This window comes from Candidatus Centipeda massiliensis (assembly GCF_900290285.1).
GTDB classification, from domain to species: Bacteria; Bacillota; Negativicutes; order Selenomonadales; family Selenomonadaceae; genus Centipeda; species Centipeda massiliensis.
Genome location: NZ_LT985756.1, coordinates 206,083 through 224,016, shown reverse-complemented (window position 1 = coordinate 224,016; position 17,934 = coordinate 206,083). Strand labels below are relative to the sequence as shown.

The 17,934-nt window shown below is 58.6% G+C and carries 16 protein-coding genes, 1 tRNA gene and 1 riboswitch; of the genes, 13 read left to right on the top strand and 4 right to left on the bottom strand.

Features of this window, described 5'->3' with window-relative positions:
* The first annotated feature begins 16 nt into the window (after positions 1 to 16).
* The 6 genes from scfB to C8273_RS09585 all read left to right on the top strand — a co-directional run bounded on the left by scfB (position 17) and on the right by C8273_RS09585 (position 4,680).
* Positions 17 to 1,414 (top strand): thioether cross-link-forming SCIFF peptide maturase, encoded by a 1,398-nt coding sequence (gene scfB / locus C8273_RS09610; RefSeq protein ID WP_106627497.1) that lies wholly within the window; start codon positions 17 to 19, stop codon positions 1,412 to 1,414.
* Between the two features lie 299 nt (positions 1,415 to 1,713).
* A tRNA-Gln gene (locus C8273_RS09605) sits at positions 1,714 to 1,789 on the top strand.
* A 126-nt stretch (positions 1,790 to 1,915) separates the two neighbouring features.
* A complete protein-coding gene (locus C8273_RS09600; protein WP_106627496.1) occupies positions 1,916 to 2,332 on the top strand; it encodes a DUF4418 family protein in 417 nt (138 codons plus the stop codon).
* Positions 2,329 to 3,534, top strand: coding sequence for an ABC transporter permease (locus C8273_RS09595; RefSeq protein ID WP_106627495.1), 1,206 nt, complete (start codon positions 2,329 to 2,331; stop codon positions 3,532 to 3,534). Before C8273_RS09600 ends, C8273_RS09595 begins: the two co-directional genes overlap by 4 nt.
* Complete coding sequence (locus C8273_RS09590; RefSeq protein ID WP_199821068.1) at positions 3,531 to 4,214, top strand: ABC transporter ATP-binding protein; 684 nt, start codon at positions 3,531 to 3,533, stop codon at positions 4,212 to 4,214. The genes C8273_RS09595 and C8273_RS09590 overlap by 4 nt, the downstream gene beginning before the upstream one ends.
* A gap of 73 nt (positions 4,215 to 4,287) precedes the next feature.
* Positions 4,288 to 4,680, top strand: a complete 393-nt coding sequence (locus tag C8273_RS09585; protein WP_234344000.1) for an Rpn family recombination-promoting nuclease/putative transposase — start codon at positions 4,288 to 4,290, stop codon at positions 4,678 to 4,680.
* A gap of 64 nt (positions 4,681 to 4,744) precedes the next feature.
* Here C8273_RS09585 and C8273_RS09580 read toward each other — a convergent pair whose 3' ends face one another.
* The 4 genes from C8273_RS09580 to moaC all read right to left on the bottom strand — a co-directional run bounded on the left by C8273_RS09580 (position 4,745) and on the right by moaC (position 7,881).
* Positions 4,745 to 5,791: a sulfate/molybdate ABC transporter ATP-binding protein gene (locus C8273_RS09580; RefSeq protein WP_106627493.1), complete on the bottom strand. Its 1,047-nt coding sequence runs from the start codon at positions 5,789 to 5,791 to the stop codon at positions 4,745 to 4,747.
* Positions 5,788 to 6,459, bottom strand: a complete 672-nt coding sequence (modB, locus tag C8273_RS09575; protein WP_106627492.1) for a molybdate ABC transporter permease subunit — start codon at positions 6,457 to 6,459, stop codon at positions 5,788 to 5,790. The genes C8273_RS09580 and modB overlap by 4 nt, the downstream gene beginning before the upstream one ends.
* Positions 6,459 to 7,262 carry a molybdate ABC transporter substrate-binding protein gene (gene modA, locus C8273_RS09570; protein ID WP_106627491.1) on the bottom strand — a complete coding sequence of 268 codons (804 nt, stop codon included), beginning with the start codon at positions 7,260 to 7,262 and terminating at the stop codon, positions 6,459 to 6,461. The genes modB and modA overlap by 1 nt, the downstream gene beginning before the upstream one ends.
* Positions 7,254 to 7,388: riboswitch (molybdenum cofactor riboswitch) on the bottom strand. It overlaps the preceding gene by 9 nt.
* A 10-nt stretch (positions 7,389 to 7,398) precedes the next feature.
* Entirely contained in the window at positions 7,399 to 7,881 is a 483-nt protein-coding gene (gene moaC, locus C8273_RS09565; protein WP_106627490.1) for a cyclic pyranopterin monophosphate synthase MoaC, read from the bottom strand.
* Between the two features lie 303 nt (positions 7,882 to 8,184).
* Between moaC and C8273_RS09560 the strand changes: the two genes are divergently transcribed.
* The 7 genes from C8273_RS09560 (at position 8,185) to fdnG (ending at position 17,890) form a co-directional block, all read left to right on the top strand.
* Entirely contained in the window at positions 8,185 to 9,213 is a 1,029-nt protein-coding gene (locus tag C8273_RS09560) for a molybdopterin-binding protein (protein ID WP_106627489.1), read from the top strand.
* Positions 9,214 to 9,489: 276 nt separating this feature from the next.
* Entirely contained in the window at positions 9,490 to 10,695 is a 1,206-nt protein-coding gene (locus C8273_RS09550; RefSeq protein WP_106627488.1) for a molybdopterin molybdotransferase MoeA, read from the top strand.
* 19 nt (positions 10,696 to 10,714) lie between these two features.
* The gene (gene moaA / locus C8273_RS09545) at positions 10,715 to 11,710 is read left to right on the top strand and encodes a GTP 3',8-cyclase MoaA (RefSeq protein ID WP_106627487.1); all 996 of its coding nucleotides are present in this window, start codon (positions 10,715 to 10,717) and stop codon (positions 11,708 to 11,710) included.
* Position 11,711: 1 nt separating this feature from the next.
* Positions 11,712 to 12,635: an MOSC domain-containing protein gene (locus C8273_RS09540; RefSeq protein ID WP_106627486.1), complete on the top strand. Its 924-nt coding sequence runs from the start codon at positions 11,712 to 11,714 to the stop codon at positions 12,633 to 12,635.
* Positions 12,632 to 13,765, top strand: a complete 1,134-nt coding sequence (gene mobB, locus C8273_RS09535; protein ID WP_106627485.1) for a molybdopterin-guanine dinucleotide biosynthesis protein B — start codon at positions 12,632 to 12,634, stop codon at positions 13,763 to 13,765. The genes C8273_RS09540 and mobB overlap by 4 nt, the downstream gene beginning before the upstream one ends.
* Positions 13,766 to 13,967: 202 nt before the next feature.
* Positions 13,968 to 14,765 carry a formate dehydrogenase accessory sulfurtransferase FdhD gene (fdhD, locus tag C8273_RS09530; RefSeq protein ID WP_106627674.1) on the top strand — a complete coding sequence of 266 codons (798 nt, stop codon included), beginning with the start codon at positions 13,968 to 13,970 and terminating at the stop codon, positions 14,763 to 14,765.
* A gap of 104 nt (positions 14,766 to 14,869) precedes the next feature.
* On the top strand, positions 14,870 to 17,890 hold the full coding sequence (gene fdnG / locus C8273_RS09525; protein ID WP_106627484.1) for a formate dehydrogenase-N subunit alpha: 3,021 nt from the start codon (positions 14,870 to 14,872) through the stop codon (positions 17,888 to 17,890).
* The last annotated feature ends 44 nt before the right edge of the window (positions 17,891 to 17,934 follow it).

Sequence of the window (17,934 nt, the reverse complement as noted above, 5' to 3'; positions counted from 1 at the left end):
GAACAAAGGAGAAGGAATGAAGACCCTCACGCATAAGTTCAAGCAGAACGGTATGCACATTCTTGTCGATATCAACAGCGGAGCCGTCCATGTGATCGACGAGATGATCTATGATATGATGGACGATTTCGACGGGACGAACGACACGGCGGTTGTTGCGCGTCTTGCGGGGCGCTATCCCGAGGAGGAGCTGCGCGAGGCGTGCGGCGAACTCCACGAACTGATGGCAGCAGGTGCGCTCTTCGCGCCGGACATCAACGTGCCGCCGACGTTCAAGTCGCGCGGGCTCGTGAAGTCGTTGTGCCTGATGGTAGCGCAGGACTGCAATCTACGCTGCAAGTACTGCTTTGGCGACGGCGGCAGCTATGGCGGACACCGCGCCGTGATGAGCCCCGAGGTCGGGCGCGCGGCGGTGGACTTCATCATCAATGGCTGCGGCCCTAGGAAGCACTGCGAGATCGACTTCTTTGGCGGTGAGCCGCTCATGAATCTCGGCACGGTGAAGGAGGTCACGGAGTACGTCCGCAAACGCGAGCAGGAGATGGGCAAGGAGTTCAAGCTGACGCTCACGACGAACGGCATGCTGCTCTCGGATAAAAACATCGCGTGGCTGAACGACAACAACATCTCCGTCGTGCTCTCATCGGACGGGCGGCGCGAGGTGCACGATGCGATGCGTCCCGATGTGCGCGGCAACGGCTCCTATGATGTCGTGATGAAGAACTTCAAGAAGCTCGTGGACGCACGTCATGGGAACGACTACTACCTGCGCGGGACGTATACGCGTGAGAATCTGGACTTTACGAAGGATGTGCTCGCGATGAACGAGGCGGGGTTTGACATCCTGTCGATGGAGCCAGTCGTGCTGAAGGACAGCCCGCTCGGTTTTACGGAGGCGGATCTGCCGCGCATCTTCGCCGAGTACGATCACCTGACGGAGACGTACCTCAGCCGCGTGCGCGCGGGGAAGGGGTTCTTCTTCTTCCACTTCAATATGGATCTGAATCATGGACCGTGCGTGGCGAAGCGGCTCGCGGGCTGCGGCGCAGGGCACGAGTATTACGCCGTCGCGGAGAACGGCGATCTCTATCCGTGCCACCAGTTCGTCGGACGCGAGGGGTACCGCCTTGGCTCGGTATTTACAGGCGTGGAGAGCATGGAGCTGCCGACGTATTTCCGCAACTCGCACGTATTGAACAAGCCTCTCTGCCGTGACTGTTGGGCGCGGTTTTACTGCAGCGGTGGCTGCCATGCGAATGCCGATCTCTTTCACGGCGACATCCGACATCCGTATGAGCTGGGCTGTGAGATCCAGAAGAAGCGCCTTGAGTGCGCCATCCTCGTGCAGGCGGTGCTCGCGCTCGAAGAGGACGCGGCGGAGGACGTGCAGGAGGAGCTGCGCAAGCAGGCATGAAGAAAAAGGCACTATGATAAAAGTTACGGACAAAAGCAAATGCAGTACTCCTAAGCAAACCCTAGTGGAGCAAGCGGCGTAGAGTGTGCGACCCGCCCCCTGCGGATTTTAATCGGAGGGGCGCAGCGCGTTTGGAATCCGCAGGTATTTAGGCGGATGAGCACACGTCCGCTTGCATAACGAGGGTTCTGCGTGGAGTACGCATCGCGAATCCGTAACAGTTGCCATAGACCTATGAAAAAATTTCTTGACAACGTGCAACATATCCGCTATAATCACCCATGTTGCTGAACGCAGCTAGGGGTATCGCCAAGTTGGTAAGGCACGGGATTCTGAATCCCGCATGCGTTGGTTCGAGTCCAGCTACCCCTGCCATTCGCAGATTTAGAGCCGCAGTTGTGACTGCGGCTTTTTTGTTTGCCTATGATATTTCTCATTGAAAGTTATTCCCAATTTTGTTACTATATTCCGAAATGAGTTACATACAAAGGAGCTGTTGTTATGAATTATGGAAAATGCAGATTTGGCATCACGGACATTCTGCTGCTTGTGCTGAATCTCGTGTTCTTCGTCGGCATACAGAATGTCTTTACGCCATGCGAGCCGCGTCCCGACGGTTCGTGGATGAACTGTCACTGGGCAGGGCAGGCACTCACGGGGATTGCCGCCGTGCTTGTGGTGATCGCTCTTATGCACCTCGTTATTCCACGCGCACAGATCAAACTTGGACTGGCGCTTGCGATGCTCCCGATCTCCGTGTTTGCGCTCGTCCTGCCGGATCATCTCATCGATCTCTGCATGATGGAGACCATGCACTGTCATACGGTGATGCAGCCGGCAGTGACGGCACTCTCGCTGCTGAATCTCATGCTTGCACTCGCGGACATCTATGTCTACCGACGGGGGGAGAACGGATGAACTTCGCATATCTGCTTGCCATGCGTAACTGCCGCAGGAATACGACGCGTTCCGCCGTACTTGCAGTGCTTGTGGCAATTCTCGCACTCGTGATCTTCGGCGGCTCCGAGGTGCTGCTCGGGCTTCAAGGAGGGCTCATGCACTTTCAGCAGCGGCTTGGGGCAGATGTCGTGGTACTGCCGAAGGAGGCGGCAGACGCGCAGACGCTTGAGGGCGTGCTGGTACAGGGCGTGCCCGCGCATTTCTATATGGAGGAACACTACCTTGACGATCTGCGCGGAATGACGGGAGTCGCCCAGGCAGCGCCGCAGTTCTTCCTCGCCTCAGCGCATGCGGGCTGCTGCTCGGTGGCGGTGCAGCTGATCGGCTTTGACCCCGCGACCGATTTCACGATTCGCCCGTGGATGCAGGAGAGTCGTGCTGCGGAGATGGGCTTCGGGGACATCCTCGTCGGCAGCGGTATTTCGGTTCCTGCGGATGCGCGGCTGACTTTTTACAACATGCCATGCCGCGTCATCGGGCGGCTGAGTCCAACGGGTACGGGGATGGATACGGCTGTCTATACGAATATGGAGACGATGCGTGCGATGATGGCAAATGCGGCATCATCGGGCTTCGACTACTTCCAAGGGATTCCGACGGAAAATGCCATCTCTGCCGTGATGATTCGGACAGCGGAGGGCTTTACGCCCGATGGACTCGCGGCTGCCATCAACCAGATGTATCCTGCGCTCGCGGCAAAGCCGGCACACGGAATGGTGCATCATGTGGAGGCGGGACTCGGCGGCATTCTCGAAACGGTCGGTGTCCTGATTGTGTTCGTCTGGGTGATTGCCGTTGTCGTTCTCGGCATCGGATTCCATCTGTCCGCGCGGGAGCGGCGGCGTGAGTTCCTGATCCTGCGCATCGCGGGCGCAACACGCTCCTTCTTGCTGCGATTGATGCTGACGGAGGCGGTCATTACCTCAGCGGCAGGCGGGGCGGCAGGCATTGCCATCGGCACGATTGTCCTACTGCCGTTTGCCGGACTCATGAAGGAGGGGCTGATGCGTCCCTATCTCCTGCCGGATGTCGGAACGATCGCAATGCTTGCTGCGAACACACTCGCTGTGGCAATCCTGTCAGGAACCTTCTCGGCAGCATGGACGGTGGGGCGCGTAACAAATACGCAGATCAGTGAGATGCTGCGGGAGGATGGATGATGGAACTGCGTGCGGAGAAAATCAGTCAGGACTTTTTGCGCTATAGTGCAAAGGATGGTTATTTTATAGCGGTGCAGGAGACGGATTTCTGTCTTGCAGCGGGGACTCTTACGGTGGTGACGGGGCGCTCGGGCAGCGGAAAGAGTACGCTGCTCCACATCCTCGGGGGGCTGATGAAGCCCGTGACAGGGCGTGTCCTCATGGATGCTGTGGATCTCTATGCGATGGGGGAGGACGCGCGTACCCGTCTGCGCAGCCGCTACATCGGCATCGTACCGCAGCGGCTGATGTCGCTCGCGGCGCTCTCGGTGCGCGAGAATATCCTGCTGCCCGCGCTGCTCACGGGTGAGGCAGACAGATTTGCCCCGCGTGCGGATGAACTGATGGAGCGCCTCGGCATCCGTAAGCTTGCGTCGGTCACGCCGTCGGAACTCTCGGGCGGGGAGCAGCGCCGCGTGACAATCGCACGAGCACTCGTGATGCAGCCCGAAATCCTGCTCGCGGACGAGCCGACGGGCGATCTCGACGAGGAGAATACGAGGAGCGTCCTCAGCCTCCTGCGCGAAAACGCGGACGCGGGCGCTGCCGTCCTCCTTGTGACGCATGAGCGCGAGGCAGCAGAGTATGCCGATACTTGCTATACGATGGAAGCAGGGAAGCTGGAGCGAATGACGTTGTAAGAGCTTCATTTTTTTGTGGATTCATCGTATAATAGAGGAAATTTCAAATTTCGAGGTGAAGTCTGTCCGAGAGATGAAACGTCTTGAGCGATGGCTTGCGTATTTTTCAAACAAGCTGAATGAAACGGAAACGGAGGCGTTGGCGATGAGCGAGGCAGCAATTCAAGAAGCTATGAAGGCAGAGTATGTCTTTATGCAGGATGAGATCGAGCGCTGGCAGTATGAACAGCGGGAAAAGGCAATACGCGACTATATCAGTGGTATGCGCGCATGGCGAAGAGAAGGCTTAAAGCAAGGGATTGAGCAGGGAATCAAGCAAGGAATCGAGCAGGGTGTTATGCAGGCATCATTGCAAAACATCAAAAACCTCATGGAGAATATGAATCTCTCCGCCACACAGGCAATGGATGTCCTTCAGATTCCTGCATCGGAGCGAGAGAAATATACGAACTTGCTGCATTCCTGATGGTATGACAGCATAAGAAAATCCCGAACGGCGACGTTTTGTCACGGTTCGGGATTTTTGCTTCTCAGTCTCTCAGCAGCATAAGCTCGTCGACAGGGAAGGTAAAGTATAATGTGTCGCCGATGCCGGCTTCGTGTGCGTGCCACGTCGCTTTGTCGATTTCCCAGCGGATGGGAGTCGCCCCGTCCGCAAAGCGGAGCATGACAATGTAGCTGAAGGTGCTCTCGATGATCTCCGCAATGCGTGCAGGAAGCGCATTCGCATCGTTCTCTAATGCAAGCACAAGATAGTGTGCACGGACAGCGATATGCTGCACGTCCGTCGCCGCATCCGCGACGCGGAGCGTGATGCCCCAGTCGGTTGCCTTGACGTGCTCTGCGTCTACACGGCGGGCGGCGGAGATGTTCTTGCAGCCTGTGAGTGTGGTCGCGGCACGCGTACCGGGATTCCGGAACAGTGCGTGCTTGTCCATCGGCGGCATGAGTCGTCCGCGATCAACGGTTGCAATCTCCTGCGCGATGCGGAATGCTTCGTCGCGGTCGTGTGTGACGAGGATTGCCGCCAAGTTTTGCGCGGAGAGAATCTCACGCAGTGCCATCTCGATCTGCCACTTGAGATGTGTGTCGAGTGCGGAGAGCGGCTCGTCGAGGAGCAACACATCCGCACCGCGCGCGAGGATGCGCGCAAAGGCAACGCGCTGCTGCTGCCCGCCCGAGAGGCCTGCGGGGTAGGCATTTTCCAGTCCGTCGAGGGAGAAGCGAGCAACGTTCTCTTTGAAGATGCGCTCCTTTTCCTCGCGCGAACCGTCCAGTGCGAAGATGATGTTCTCACGCACGGTCATATTCGGAAAGAGAGCATAGTTCTGAAAGAGATAGCCGACGTTCCGCGCCTGCGGCGGGAGGTTGATGCCCTTTTCGCTGTCAAAGAGCGTGCGGTCGTTCAGTACAATCTGTCCACGGTCGGGGCGTTCGAGCCCCGCAATGCACTTGAGCGTCATACTCTTGCCGCTGCCCGATGCACCGAGAAGCGCAAGCGTTGTGTCTGTCAGCGTAAAGTTTGCCGCAAGCGTGAAGTCGCGCAGGCGCTTCTCGATGTTGACGATGAGCTTCATTCACGCACCTCCCGTTTGAGGTACAGGTTCATCGCTCCGATAAAGAAGAGCGAGAACAGGGAGATGATGATGGCCCAGCGGAAGGCGAGGTCGTAGTCGTTCGCCTGCACCGCCGCATAGATGGCGGTGGACATGGTCTGCGTGCGTCCCGGGATGTTGCCTGCGAACATGATGGTCGCACCGAACTCGCCGAGTGCACGCGCGAACGAGAGGACAAGCCCCGCGAGAATGCCGTGGCGTGCGTTCGGCAGCACAATGCGCCAGAAGATGCGCCAGTTGCTGACGCTGAGCGTCTGCGCCGCATGGATCATGTTCCGATCAATCGCCTCGAACGCGCCGCGTGCCGTGCGGTACATGAGCGGGAGGCTCACAATGACCGCTGCGATGACCGCCGCCCGCCATGTAAAGACGAGCGGCAAGTCGAGCGCGAGCAGGGCGCTTCCGATGGTGCTGCGCTTTCCGAGAAAGAGCAGGAGGAAGAATCCGACGACGGTCGGCGGCAGGACGAGCGGCAGGGTGATCACCGCGTCGGCAATCGTGCCCGCGAGGCGGCTGCGGATCTGCAGTACGCCGTAGGCGAGTGCAATGCCGGCGAAGAAGGTAATCACCGTCGCAAGGCCTGCGACCTCAAGCGAGATGATGAGCGGGGAGAATGTTTCGTCCGTCATTACTTCACTTTGAAGCCGTACTTCTCAAAGACTTTCTTTGCAGCATCACTCTGGAGGAACGCGAGGAAATCCTTTGCTTCCTTCATGTTCTTTGCATCCTTGAGGACGGCGGCGGGGTAGACGATGGGCTTGTGCGTATCGGCAGCAGCGACGGCGGCGACCTTTACCTTACCCGAGATGGCGGCATCCGTTGCGTAGACAACGCCGCAGTCCGCATCACCTGTCTCGACCCACGCGAGCACCTGGCGGACGTCGGAGCCGTAGACGGCACGTGCTTTGACATCATCGAGGATGCCGAGCTTCGTAAAGACCTCCTCGCTGTACTGACCGACGGGCACGCCCTTCGGCTCACCGAGTGCGATGTGCTTGATCTCTGGACTCAGTACCGCCTTGAAGTCGGGGAGGTTCAGCTTGCTGTCCTTCGCCGTGATCAGTACTACATCGTTGATGAGCAGATCGACGCGCGTGCCGTCCTCAAGAAGTTTTTTCTCATCGAGCGCGTTCATCTGCTTCTGGGCGGCAGAGACGAATACGTCGGCGGCGCCGCCGTTCTCAATCGCCTGCTGAAGTGCACCGCTGCTGCCGAAGTTGAAGACGAGCTTCGTGTTCCCATGTTCCTTCTCGTACATGCCGCCGAGTTCCTTCATCGCGTCCGTGAGGCTTGCCGCCGCAGAGACCTGCAGCTCAGTCGGGCCCTCCTTCGGCGTATCCATCTTGTTTGCGCTGTTGCCGCCGCCGACGCAGCCTGCAGTGAAGAGTGCCATGGCAGTGAGACCTGCCGTAAGTAAGTTCCTGAGTTTCATGTTGTTGCTCCTTTACAGAAATAATGTAGGCATGGTCGTTTCCAACCGTACCCCGTGACGGAATCCGTCAGGCAAGGCATCATAGATCGCTCCTTAGATTATCCTTGCTCGGAGTGCTGCGAGGGAATCCCCCCGTTCAGCGGACGAATGTACCGCTCTTTCCTCCGGACTTGCGCTCAAGATGAATGTCACCGATCTCCATGCGCTTGTCGATTGCCTTGCACATATCGTAGATGGTGAGAAGCGCGACGCTCACGGCGTGCAGTGCCTCCATCTCAACACCGGTTTCGCCCGTGACCTTGACGGTTGCCGTCGCATGGACGGCACGGCGCGGCGTCTCCTCGAGCGCAAAGTCGAGCGTACATTTGGCGAGCGGCAGCGGGTGGCAGAGCGGAATCGTATCCGACGTGCGCTTTGCCGCCATGATTCCAGCGATGCGCGCAACGCCGAGCACATCGCCCTTCGCCGCCGTGCCGCCCGCAATGGCGGCATAGACCGCATCGCTCACATAGATGCGCCCGCTTGCGATTGCCTCGCGGTGTGTCTTCTCCTTGCCGCTGACATCGACCATGATGGCAGCACCGCCCTCGTCAAAATGCGTCAGTCCCATATTCGGCATAAGCCTTCCTCCTTTCCAACCGAACATTTTAATCATAGCGTAACTCGCATTGAAAATCAATCGTTTTCCCCCAATCTTCTTTGAAACAAAGAGGGATAAACGACACGAAAAAACTTTCTCATTTACGAAAAATCATAGAGAAAATTTATTTTATGTGTTATAATCAATAAGAAGAATATATAAATGAGAATGGTTTTTAAGTAGAGATTAGTTTATCGCGAAGCGCGTTCAAATTTCGCTGTGAATGTGTATTATATACGGCATGTTTTTGAAAATACTGCCGAATCAGATAGGGAGAGACCAATGAGGGAGGTTCGTGTTCAGGACGCAGTGGGGATGATACTCTGCCACGATATTACGGAGATCGTACGCGGTGAGCGCAAGGGCGCACGCTTTCGCAAGGGAGATGTGATCCGCGCAGAGGATATTCCCGTGCTGCTCCGCATCGGCAAGGAGCACATCTATGTCTGGGAGGACGACGCGAATATGCTGCACGAGAACGATGCAGCAGCGATTCTGCGCGATGTTTGCCAGAGCGACTACATGACGGCGAGCGAGCCGAAGGAAGGCAAGATCGAGCTGACGTCGACGGTGGCGGGCGTGTTCGAGGTGCGCGAGGATGCGCTCGATGCAGTGAACGACATCACGGATGTGATGATTGCGACCATCGCGCAGCACTTCCCTGTGAAGGCGGGAACAAAACTCGCGGGGATGCGCGTGATTCCGCTCGTCATCGATAAGAGCATTATGGAACAGGTGCGGCAGGTGGCGGGAACGGAGCCGCTGCTGCGCATTCTGCCCTATCGAACGATGAAGGTCGGCGTCGTGACGACGGGCTCGGAGGTCTTTCATGGGCGCATCAAGGATACGTTTACGCCTGTCATCGACAGCAAGCTGCGTGCGTTCGGGCTGAAGGTGGATGAGCACCGGCTTTCGGACGACGGGACGGAGCACACGCGTGCGGCGATTGAGGAACTGCTCGGACTCGGCATGGATATGGTACTCTGCACGGGCGGTATGAGCGTCGATCCCGATGACCGTACGCCCGCCGCGATCAAGGCGACGGGGGCGCGCGTGGTGACGTACGGCGCACCGGTGCTGCCGGGCGCGATGTTCCTGCTCGCGTACTACGAAAAGAATGGGCGGCAGGTGCCGATCATGGGGCTGCCGGGCTGCGTTATGTACTCTCCGGCGACGATTTTTGACATTATCCTGCCGCGCGTCATTGCGGGCAGCGAATGGACGCGGCGCGAGATCACGCGCCTCGGCATCGGCGGGCTGTGCATGGAGTGCAAGGTGTGTCACTATCCCGTATGCCCATTTGGAAAGTAAGGGAAGTACTGTATGATGTGAAGAAAATAACAGCACAGTGATATTTCGCACAGACATCTATGTCAAAGATTTTGTATAAAGGAATCACTGATAAAATGAAGTCTGCCAGATTGGCGTAGATTTTTCCGTCCGGACACGGCGGAAAACCGGACGCAGAGTGGTGCTCTGCCCCGGATTTTCCGCCAAAGTGCGGGCAAAAAAAGATGCGTCAAGATGCACGAGCTGAATTTATCAGTGATTCCTAAAGATAGCTATAGGAACGTCAGGAGGGGAACCATGCAGGACATCGAACTTGAGCAGGCAGTTGAGGTATTGCTTGCCCATACGCAGCCGGTCAGCGAAACGGAGCACGTTCCCCTGCTCGATGCTATGGGGCGTGTCGCGGCGGAGGATGTGTGCGCGGGTTTTGACAACCCGCCGTTCGACCGCTCACCGCTCGACGGCTATACGTTTGCTGCGGCAAGTACGCGCGGTGCTTCGGCGGAGAATCCCGCCACGCTGCGCCTCATCGGCGAGGAGTGCGCAGGTGATTTCTTCGCAGGGCAGGTTGGTGCGGGCGAGTGCGTCCGCATCATGACGGGCGGCGCGATTCCGAAGGGCTGTGACTGCGTGGTGCGGCAGGAGGATGTGCGCGAGGACGGGGATCGGATTCACGTTCCGTTTACGTCTGAGCCGTACGAGAATTACTGCTATGCGGGCGAAGATATCAAGAAGGGCACTGTGCTTATCCGTCGGGGACAGCGCATCCATGCGGCGCACCTTGCGGTGCTTGCGAGCGAGGGCTATGGTGATGTGCTCGTTTATCGACGCGTGCGCGTCGCGGTGGCGAGCACCGGAGATGAGCTGCTCCAGCCGGGTGAGCCGCTGCGTCCCGGCAAGATCTACAACAGCAATCTCTACTTGCTTGCAGGACGACTGAAGGAACTCGGTGCGGAGGTGACCGTTGTCGGCTCGGTGCCCGATGATGTGGAAAATGCAGCAGCGGTGATTGCATCCTATGCGGACAAGGTAGATCTCTTCCTGACCTCGGGCGGCGTGTCCGTGGGCAAGAAGGATATCATGCACGGTGTTGTGCCCGCGCTCGGCGCGGAGCGGCTCTTCTGGCGCGTCTGCATGAAGCCGGGTGCGCCCGCGATTGCCTATACACACGGAAAGATGCTTGGGATTGCGCTCTCGGGCAATCCGTTCGCCGCCTACGCGACGTTCGAGCTGATGGCGCGTGCGGCACTTGCGCACCTCGCGGGAGAGGCGGAGGTTACTCTTTCGCGGCGGCGTGTCGTGCTCGCAGATGCGTTTCCGAAGGAGTGTCTCGGGCGGCGCTTTCTGCGTGCACATATCGATGCGGATGGGCGCGTCTCGCTGCCCGATCAGCATGAGTCCGGCTCGCTCTTTTCAGCGGCGGGCTGCGATGCGTTCGTGGATGTGCCGGCGGGGACGAAGCCGCTGGCGGCAGGGACAGAGGTAGAGGTCGTAATCCTTTAATTTTAGATAGAAGGTCATTATGCAGGATCAGTTTCAGAGGAAAATTGAATATCTGCGCATTTCGGTGACGGACTGCTGCAATCTGCGGTGTCGCTACTGCATGCCGGCACACGGTGTGAAGAAGCTGCGCCACGCGGACATCCTTTCCTATGAGGAGATCCTGCGCAATGTGCGCGCACTCGCGGGCATGGGGATCCGCAAGGTGCGCCTGACGGGCGGCGAGCCGCTCGTGCGGCGTGACATCGTACATCTTGTGCGCGGGTTGAAGCAAATCAAGGGCATCGAGACGGTCGCCATCACGACGAACGGCGTCCTGCTCGGTGAGATGCTGGATGAGCTTCTGGATGCGGGGCTGGATGCGGTGAACCTCAGCCTCGATACGCTCGATGGAGGCAGATTCTTGTCCATTACGCGCCGTCCGTCCTTCGGTGCGGTCATGGAGTCGCTCACACGGCTGACCGAGGAGAACCGGCTTGATGTCAAGATGAACTGCGTGCCGATCGCGGGCGTCAACGATGATGAGATCACCGTGCTCGCGGCGCTTGCGCGGGACTATTCCGTAAAGATGCGCTTCATCGAGCTCATGCCGATTGGGTGTGCGCGCACGGAGGGCTATCAGGGGGTTCCGATGGACGAGGTGCGGGCAAGGCTGAAAGCGGCGTTCGGTGCGCTGCTCCCCGTGGGCGAGGCAACGCATGGAAATGCTGTCCCCGTGGGACCGGCTGCCTATGTGCGACCCGCCGGATTTCGCGGAGCACTCGGCTTTATCGACGCAATGGAGCATAAATTCTGCGATACGTGCAACCGCGTGCGCCTGACGGCTGAGGGGTTCTTGAAGCTCTGCCTCTACAGCAACGCAGGGCTGGATACCCGCGCACTGCTGCGCGGCGGGGCGACGGATGAACAGCTGGCGGTCGCAATCGCACACGCTGTCTGGCAGAAACCCGAGGAACATTATTTTGAGATGGACGCGGAGACGCGCGATCATCGCGCCATGTATCAGGTAGGGGGTTAATATGGGAGAGATTCGGGCGCTCTGCATCAGTGAGAAGCGCGGAACGCAAAAGCACGCGTTGGATCGCGTCTTCTTCATGACGGAGTTCGGCATCGACGGCGATGCCCATGCGGGCGACTGGCACCGACAGGTGAGCCTCCTCGGGCTTGGCGAGATTGACGACTTCCGTGCGCGTGGTGCGGATGTGGACTTTGGCGCATTCGGCGAGAATGTTGTTGCCGATGGGTTTCGTTTCAAGGAGCTGCCCATCGGGACACGCCTGCGCGTCGGGGATGTCTTCCTTGAGATCACGCAGATCGGCAAGGAGTGCCACAGCCACTGCCAGATTTTCCATCAGGTTGGCGACTGCATCATGCCGCGCGAGGGCGTCTTTGCACGCGTGCTCCACGGTGGGTGGGTGACGGTCGGGGACAAAATGGAGATCACGACGGAGAAGATTCCGCTTGATGCCGCCGTCATCACGGCGAGCGACAAGGGCGCACGCGGTGAGCGCGAGGATGCGAGCGGTGCGGCGATCCGCGAGATGCTGACCGCGGCAGGTTATCATGTCGCGGGCTTTAACATCGTCCCCGATGAAAAGGAGGAGCTGAAGCGTGAGATGACGCTTTGGGCACAGCGCGGCGTTGGGCTGATCCTCACCACCGGCGGCACCGGGTTCTCCGTGCGCGATGTGACCCCTGAGGCGACGCGTGAGGTGATCGAGCGTGAGACGCCGGGCATCCCCGAGGCGATGCGGGCACTCTCCATGCAGGTGACGCCGCGTGCGATGCTCACGCGTGCGGCGGCGGGCATTCGGAAGCGCTCACTGATCGTCAACCTGCCGGGCAGCGAGAAGGCGGTGCGTGAGTGCCTAGGCTTTATCCTGCCGCAGCTGCAGCACGGCATTGAGATCCTGCGCGGCGATACGGGTGAGTGTGCGCGATGAGTCCCGCCGATCTGACGCTCATCGTTGCGGCGGGCGGCAAGAGTACGCGCATGGGGCGGGACAAGCGATTCCTGCCGCTGGATGGCGAGGCGCTGCTCGCACGTACGCTTCGCAAGGGGCGCATGGTGGGCTTTTCCTCCATCGTGCTTGCGGCGGAGGGGGAGCGCAGTGATCTCACGGCACTCGCAGAGGAACACGGCGCGTATCTTGTTACGGACGAAATCTCTGCGCAGGGACCTGCGGCGGCGATTGCCGCAGGTCTTGCGGCAGCGAAGACGGAGTGGGCGCTCGTCCTCTCGGCAGATATGCCCTTCTATGATTTTGAACTCGTGCGGACGCTCCTGCCGTATGCGAATGGTGACACGCAGGTCATTCTGCCGACGCTTAGCGGGTATTGGCAGCCGCTTGCCGCTCTCTATCGACGGGATGCGGGCGCGGCGTTCAGTACGGCGATTGCACGCGGTGACCGCAAGCTCGGCATCATCCTCAGGGAGCTTGCCGTATGTGAAGTGCCGCTTACGGTGGATGCGGGGCTGTTCTTCAATGTGAATACGCCCGCTGCCTATCGGCTTGCTCTCGGGCGGCTTGCGAACGAGCAGCGGACAACGCCCATCCTCTCCGTCGCCGCGCCTGCTTCGGGCACGGGGAAGACGACATTTATTGAAAAACTCATCCCGCTGCTCGCGGCGCGCGGTGTGCGCACTGCCGTCATCAAGAGCGACAGCCATGGGTTCACCCTCGACACAGAGGGCAAGGATACAGCGCGTTTCTCGGCGGCGGGTGCGGAAGCGGTTGCCGTAAGTTCTCCCGACGGATATTTTATTCAGCAAAAAACGAAGACGCGACAGGATTTTCAGAATCTTATCGCACAAATGGACGGGAATAGTTTAGACTTATATATTACGGAAAGCCGCTCACGCGGCGTACTTCCTACGTTTATGCTCGACCGTGGATTGGGGATGCCCGAAATTGACGAACGTATTGTTGCATATTTTGCAAAGGGACGTACCATTGATTCGGATGTCCTGACGTTTGATCTCGACGATATGGATACCGCCGTGCGCCTTGCGCTCTTCCTGATGGGACGGCCGCTTTACGGCGCGGACGGCGAGATGTTTTTGACAATGTAAGACCTTGCTGCGTGAACCCAGCGCGAACACTTAGTTGCGCAAACGGTCGTGTACTTATCTGCCTAAATACCTGCGGATTCCAAACGCCCTTCGCTTGAACGAATAAAATCCGCAGGGGTCAGAACGTGCACTTTTCCCGCTTGCTTCACTAGAGTTCGCTTAGGGCATCACACAGCACCTATGAAAAGAAATGGGCATGGAAATGGAAATTCAGCGCAGTGACTTTATCGATGTACCCGTAACCCGCTATGTATCGGCGGAGAAAGCATTCGTCCCCGATCATAAATATACCTCCGAGGAGGTCTACTTCGACATCGACCTCAACGGGGAGAACTTCACCACGGCGTTCTGTTCGCCCGTTGACTTCGAGGATCTTGTCATCGGGATGCTCGCCCAGATGGGCCGCATCCGCACCTATGACGACATCACGGAGCTGACGGTGGATGCGGAGCACCTCCGCGCCGCGGTCAAAACAACGGAGGACGCGCAGCGTTGGGCGGAGGAAGCCGTCAAGAATCCCCGCTACTTCTCAGCACGCAAAATTTTGAAGCTGCGCCCCGAGGAGATCTTCGAGCGACCGCGCGACGTGCGCTTCCATGCCTCGGACATTCTCGCGACGGCGGATGAGCTGCTCGCGCACCTCTCCAAGACGCACGACACGACGAACGGCGTACACAGCGGGGTCATTTACGATCAGGAGAACAAGAAAATCCTCGTCTTCCGTGAAGATGTCGGCCGCCATAACGTCTTTGACAAGCTCTATGGCTGGGCGCTCAAGAATCACGTGGAGATTACCGATAAAATCATCGTCTTCAGCGGGCGCTGCTCCTCGGAGATGATGCTGAAGCTCGGGCGCATGGGCATCGGGGCGGTCGCGGCGAAGTCCGTACCGACCACGCTCTCGCTCGATGTTGCACGCAAACTCGGCATTACGCTGTGCGCGCGTATGGCGCCTGGTTCGTTCTGTGTATACGCGAACCCCGAGCGCATTGTACTTTAGGTGAAAACAGGGGCTTTCCCCGTTTTTCATAAATAAAAGATGTTATTCATAAGGTTTAGGAGAGCCTGTCGGCGGGGTTCCGCCGATATGAAAGGAGAATCACGATGAACCTTAGCAGACGTGACTTTTTGAAAGCCACCGGGCTAAGCGGCGTCGGGCTGGCACTTGCAAGTCTCGGTCTGGACGTCGGCAAAGCCCGTGCAGCGGCGAAAGAGTACAAGCTGACGGGCGGTCGCGAATTTACCTCCGTCTGCCACTTCTGCGGCTGCGGCTGTGGCACGATCGGCTACGTCAAGGACGGCAAGCTGATCAACCTCGAAGGTGCGGCGGATGCCCCCGTCAATCGCGGCGGTCTGTGCCCGAAGGGGGTTGGCTACGGGTACATTCCGAACTCGACGGAGCGACCGAAGAGCCCGATGTACCGTGCGCCCGGCAGTGACCACTGGGAGGAGATCAGCTGGGAGGAGGCGATCGACCGCGCGGCGCGCGCTATGAAGAAGGCGCGTGACGAGAACTGGATCGGCGAAGATGAGGTCAATGGTCAGAAGTTCATGAGCAACCGTACGGATGCCATCGGCTTTATCGGCGGCTCGCAGGTCAACAACGAGGAGTGCTACCAGCTGATCAAGATGGCGCGCGCGCTCGGTGTCGTATTCATCGACAACCAGACGCGCGTCTGCCATGCGACGACCCCACCGGCGCTCAGCGGCGCATTCGGGCGCGGTGCAATGACCGGCTCGTGGTACAACCTCAAGCACGCGAAGCTGATCTGGATCGAAGGCTCGAACATGGCGGAGTGCCATCCGATGGCGATGAAGAACGTTATGGAGGCAAAGGACAACGGAGCCATCATCGTCCATGTCGACGTGCGCTACACCCGTACCTCGCGCGTCGCGGATCATTTCTTCCAGCTTCGTCCCGGCACAGATATCGCATTCCTCGGAGCACTTATCAATTATATTATTCAGAACAAGAAATACGATGCCGACTATCTGCGCCGCAATACGAACGCTTTCTGCCTCCTGCGCGACGACTTTGATTTCGATGCGGGCATCTTCTCCGGCTACGATGAAAAGACGCGCACGTACAACAGGGAATCGTGGGGCTACAAGCTCGATGCAAACGGCAAGCCGATGAAGGCATCGTCGATGGCGGCAGAGGGGACGGTCATGGATCACCTCGCACGCCATTTCTCGCGCTACACATTCGAGAAGGCGTCGGCGATCACGGGGATGCCCGTGGCGGACATCAAGAAGGCGGCGGAGATCTTCTCCTCGCATTCGCCGACCGTCATGATGTACGCACTCGGTATGACGCAGCACACGATCGGTGTGGAGAACATCCGCTGCTTTACGATCATCCAGCTGCTGATGGGCAACATCGGTGTCTCGGGCGGCGGCATTGACGCGATGCGCGGGCAGCCGAACGTCCAGTCCTCGACGGACTACGGCATCATGTTCCAGTACCTGCCCTCGTATCTTTCCTATCCGACGCACAAGACCAATACGCTCGCAAAGTGGACGCAGAGCAGCGGCACGTTCCGTGCGAAGTTCGTCAAGAACCTCCTCAAGGCATGGTTCGGCGATGCGGCGAATGCGTCAAACGATTACCTGTTCAACCTGCTGCCGATCCGCAACGGCACGCACAACGACTCCATGTATATCATGTTTGAAAAAGCGGTCGAGGGCATCATGAAGTGCATCTACGTCTGCGGACAGAACCCGCAGATGACGAATGCGAACCTCACCCTGATCAATGCGGGGCTCAAAGGGCTCGATTCGCTCATCGTGCAGGATGTCTTCATTAACGAGACGGCGGCGTTCTGGGAGCGCCCCGGTGACAATCCGGCGGATATCAAGACCGAGGTCATCTTCCTGCCGGCAGCCTCCTACCTCGAGCGCTGCGGCTCGTTGACGAACTCCATGCGCATGCTCCAGTGGCGCATGAAGGGACCGGATCCCGTCAATGACTCGCGTCCCGACTACTGGATCTGCGACAGGCTCTGGAAGCGCATCGTGGAACTCTACAAGGACTCGACCGCACCGAAGGACAACCCGATCAAGCTGCTCACATGGAACTACGGCGACCCTGAGGCAAACGGAGAGGCATACGTCGAGAACCTCATGAAGGAGTGCAACGGCTACGATCTGACGGACGGTCACCTTCTACGCGGTATCCGTGAAATCAAGGATGACGGCACGACGATGGCGGGGATGTGGATCTTCACGGGTGTGTTCGGTGACGGTGTCAATATGACAAAGCGGCGCGGTCAGGAGGATCGCGGCGGCATGGGCATCTACCCGAACTACGCATGGGTCTGGCCGGACAACATCCACATGCTCTACAACCGTGCCTCCTGCGACGAGAACGGCAAGCCGGTACGTCCAGGACAGAAGCTCGTCTGGTGGGATGAGGCAAAGGGGATGTGGGACGGCTATGACGTTCCCGACGTTGCCGACCGCACGCAGGGGCCGAATACGCCCGGCGGACAGAAGCCGTTCCGCATGAACGCCGAGGGCATTGCACGTCTCTTTGCCGCTGAGTACAGCGATGTGGAGAACGGCATGACGCGCGACCACTCTTATACGCCGGTGGACGGTCCCCTGCCCGAATTCTATGAGCCGGTCGAAAGCCCGACGAAGAATATGATGAACGAGGGACAGAAGACCGAGTTCAACCCCTGCGTCATCTATCCGCGCATGCCGGAGTACCAGAAGATCGGCACGCCCGACGAGTATCCGTACGTCCTCTGCTCCTCAAGTCTGACAGAGCACTGGTGCTCGGGGACGATCACGCGCAACATTCCGTACCTCAACGAGCTGGTCAAGGAACCGTTCATCGAAATGCCGGAGCAGCTTGCTGTGAAACTCGGCATCCGCAACGGCGAGCTCGTTCGCGTCAGTACGGCACGTGCGAGCCTCGATGTAAAGGCGATGGTCACGAAGCGCGCACAGCCGCTCGAGATCAATGGTGTGCTGACGTATATGCTCTGGATTCCATACAACTGGGGCTTCAAGGGCCTCTCGAAGGGACCCTCGGGCAACTACCTCACCATCGACGCACTCGACCCGAACGTGCAGGAGCAGGAGTTCAAGGCCTGCCTCGCGAACGTCGAAAAGCTGTAACGTCCTCTGCGGCATGTCCGCCGAGGACGAGCCGCAGCGAAGCA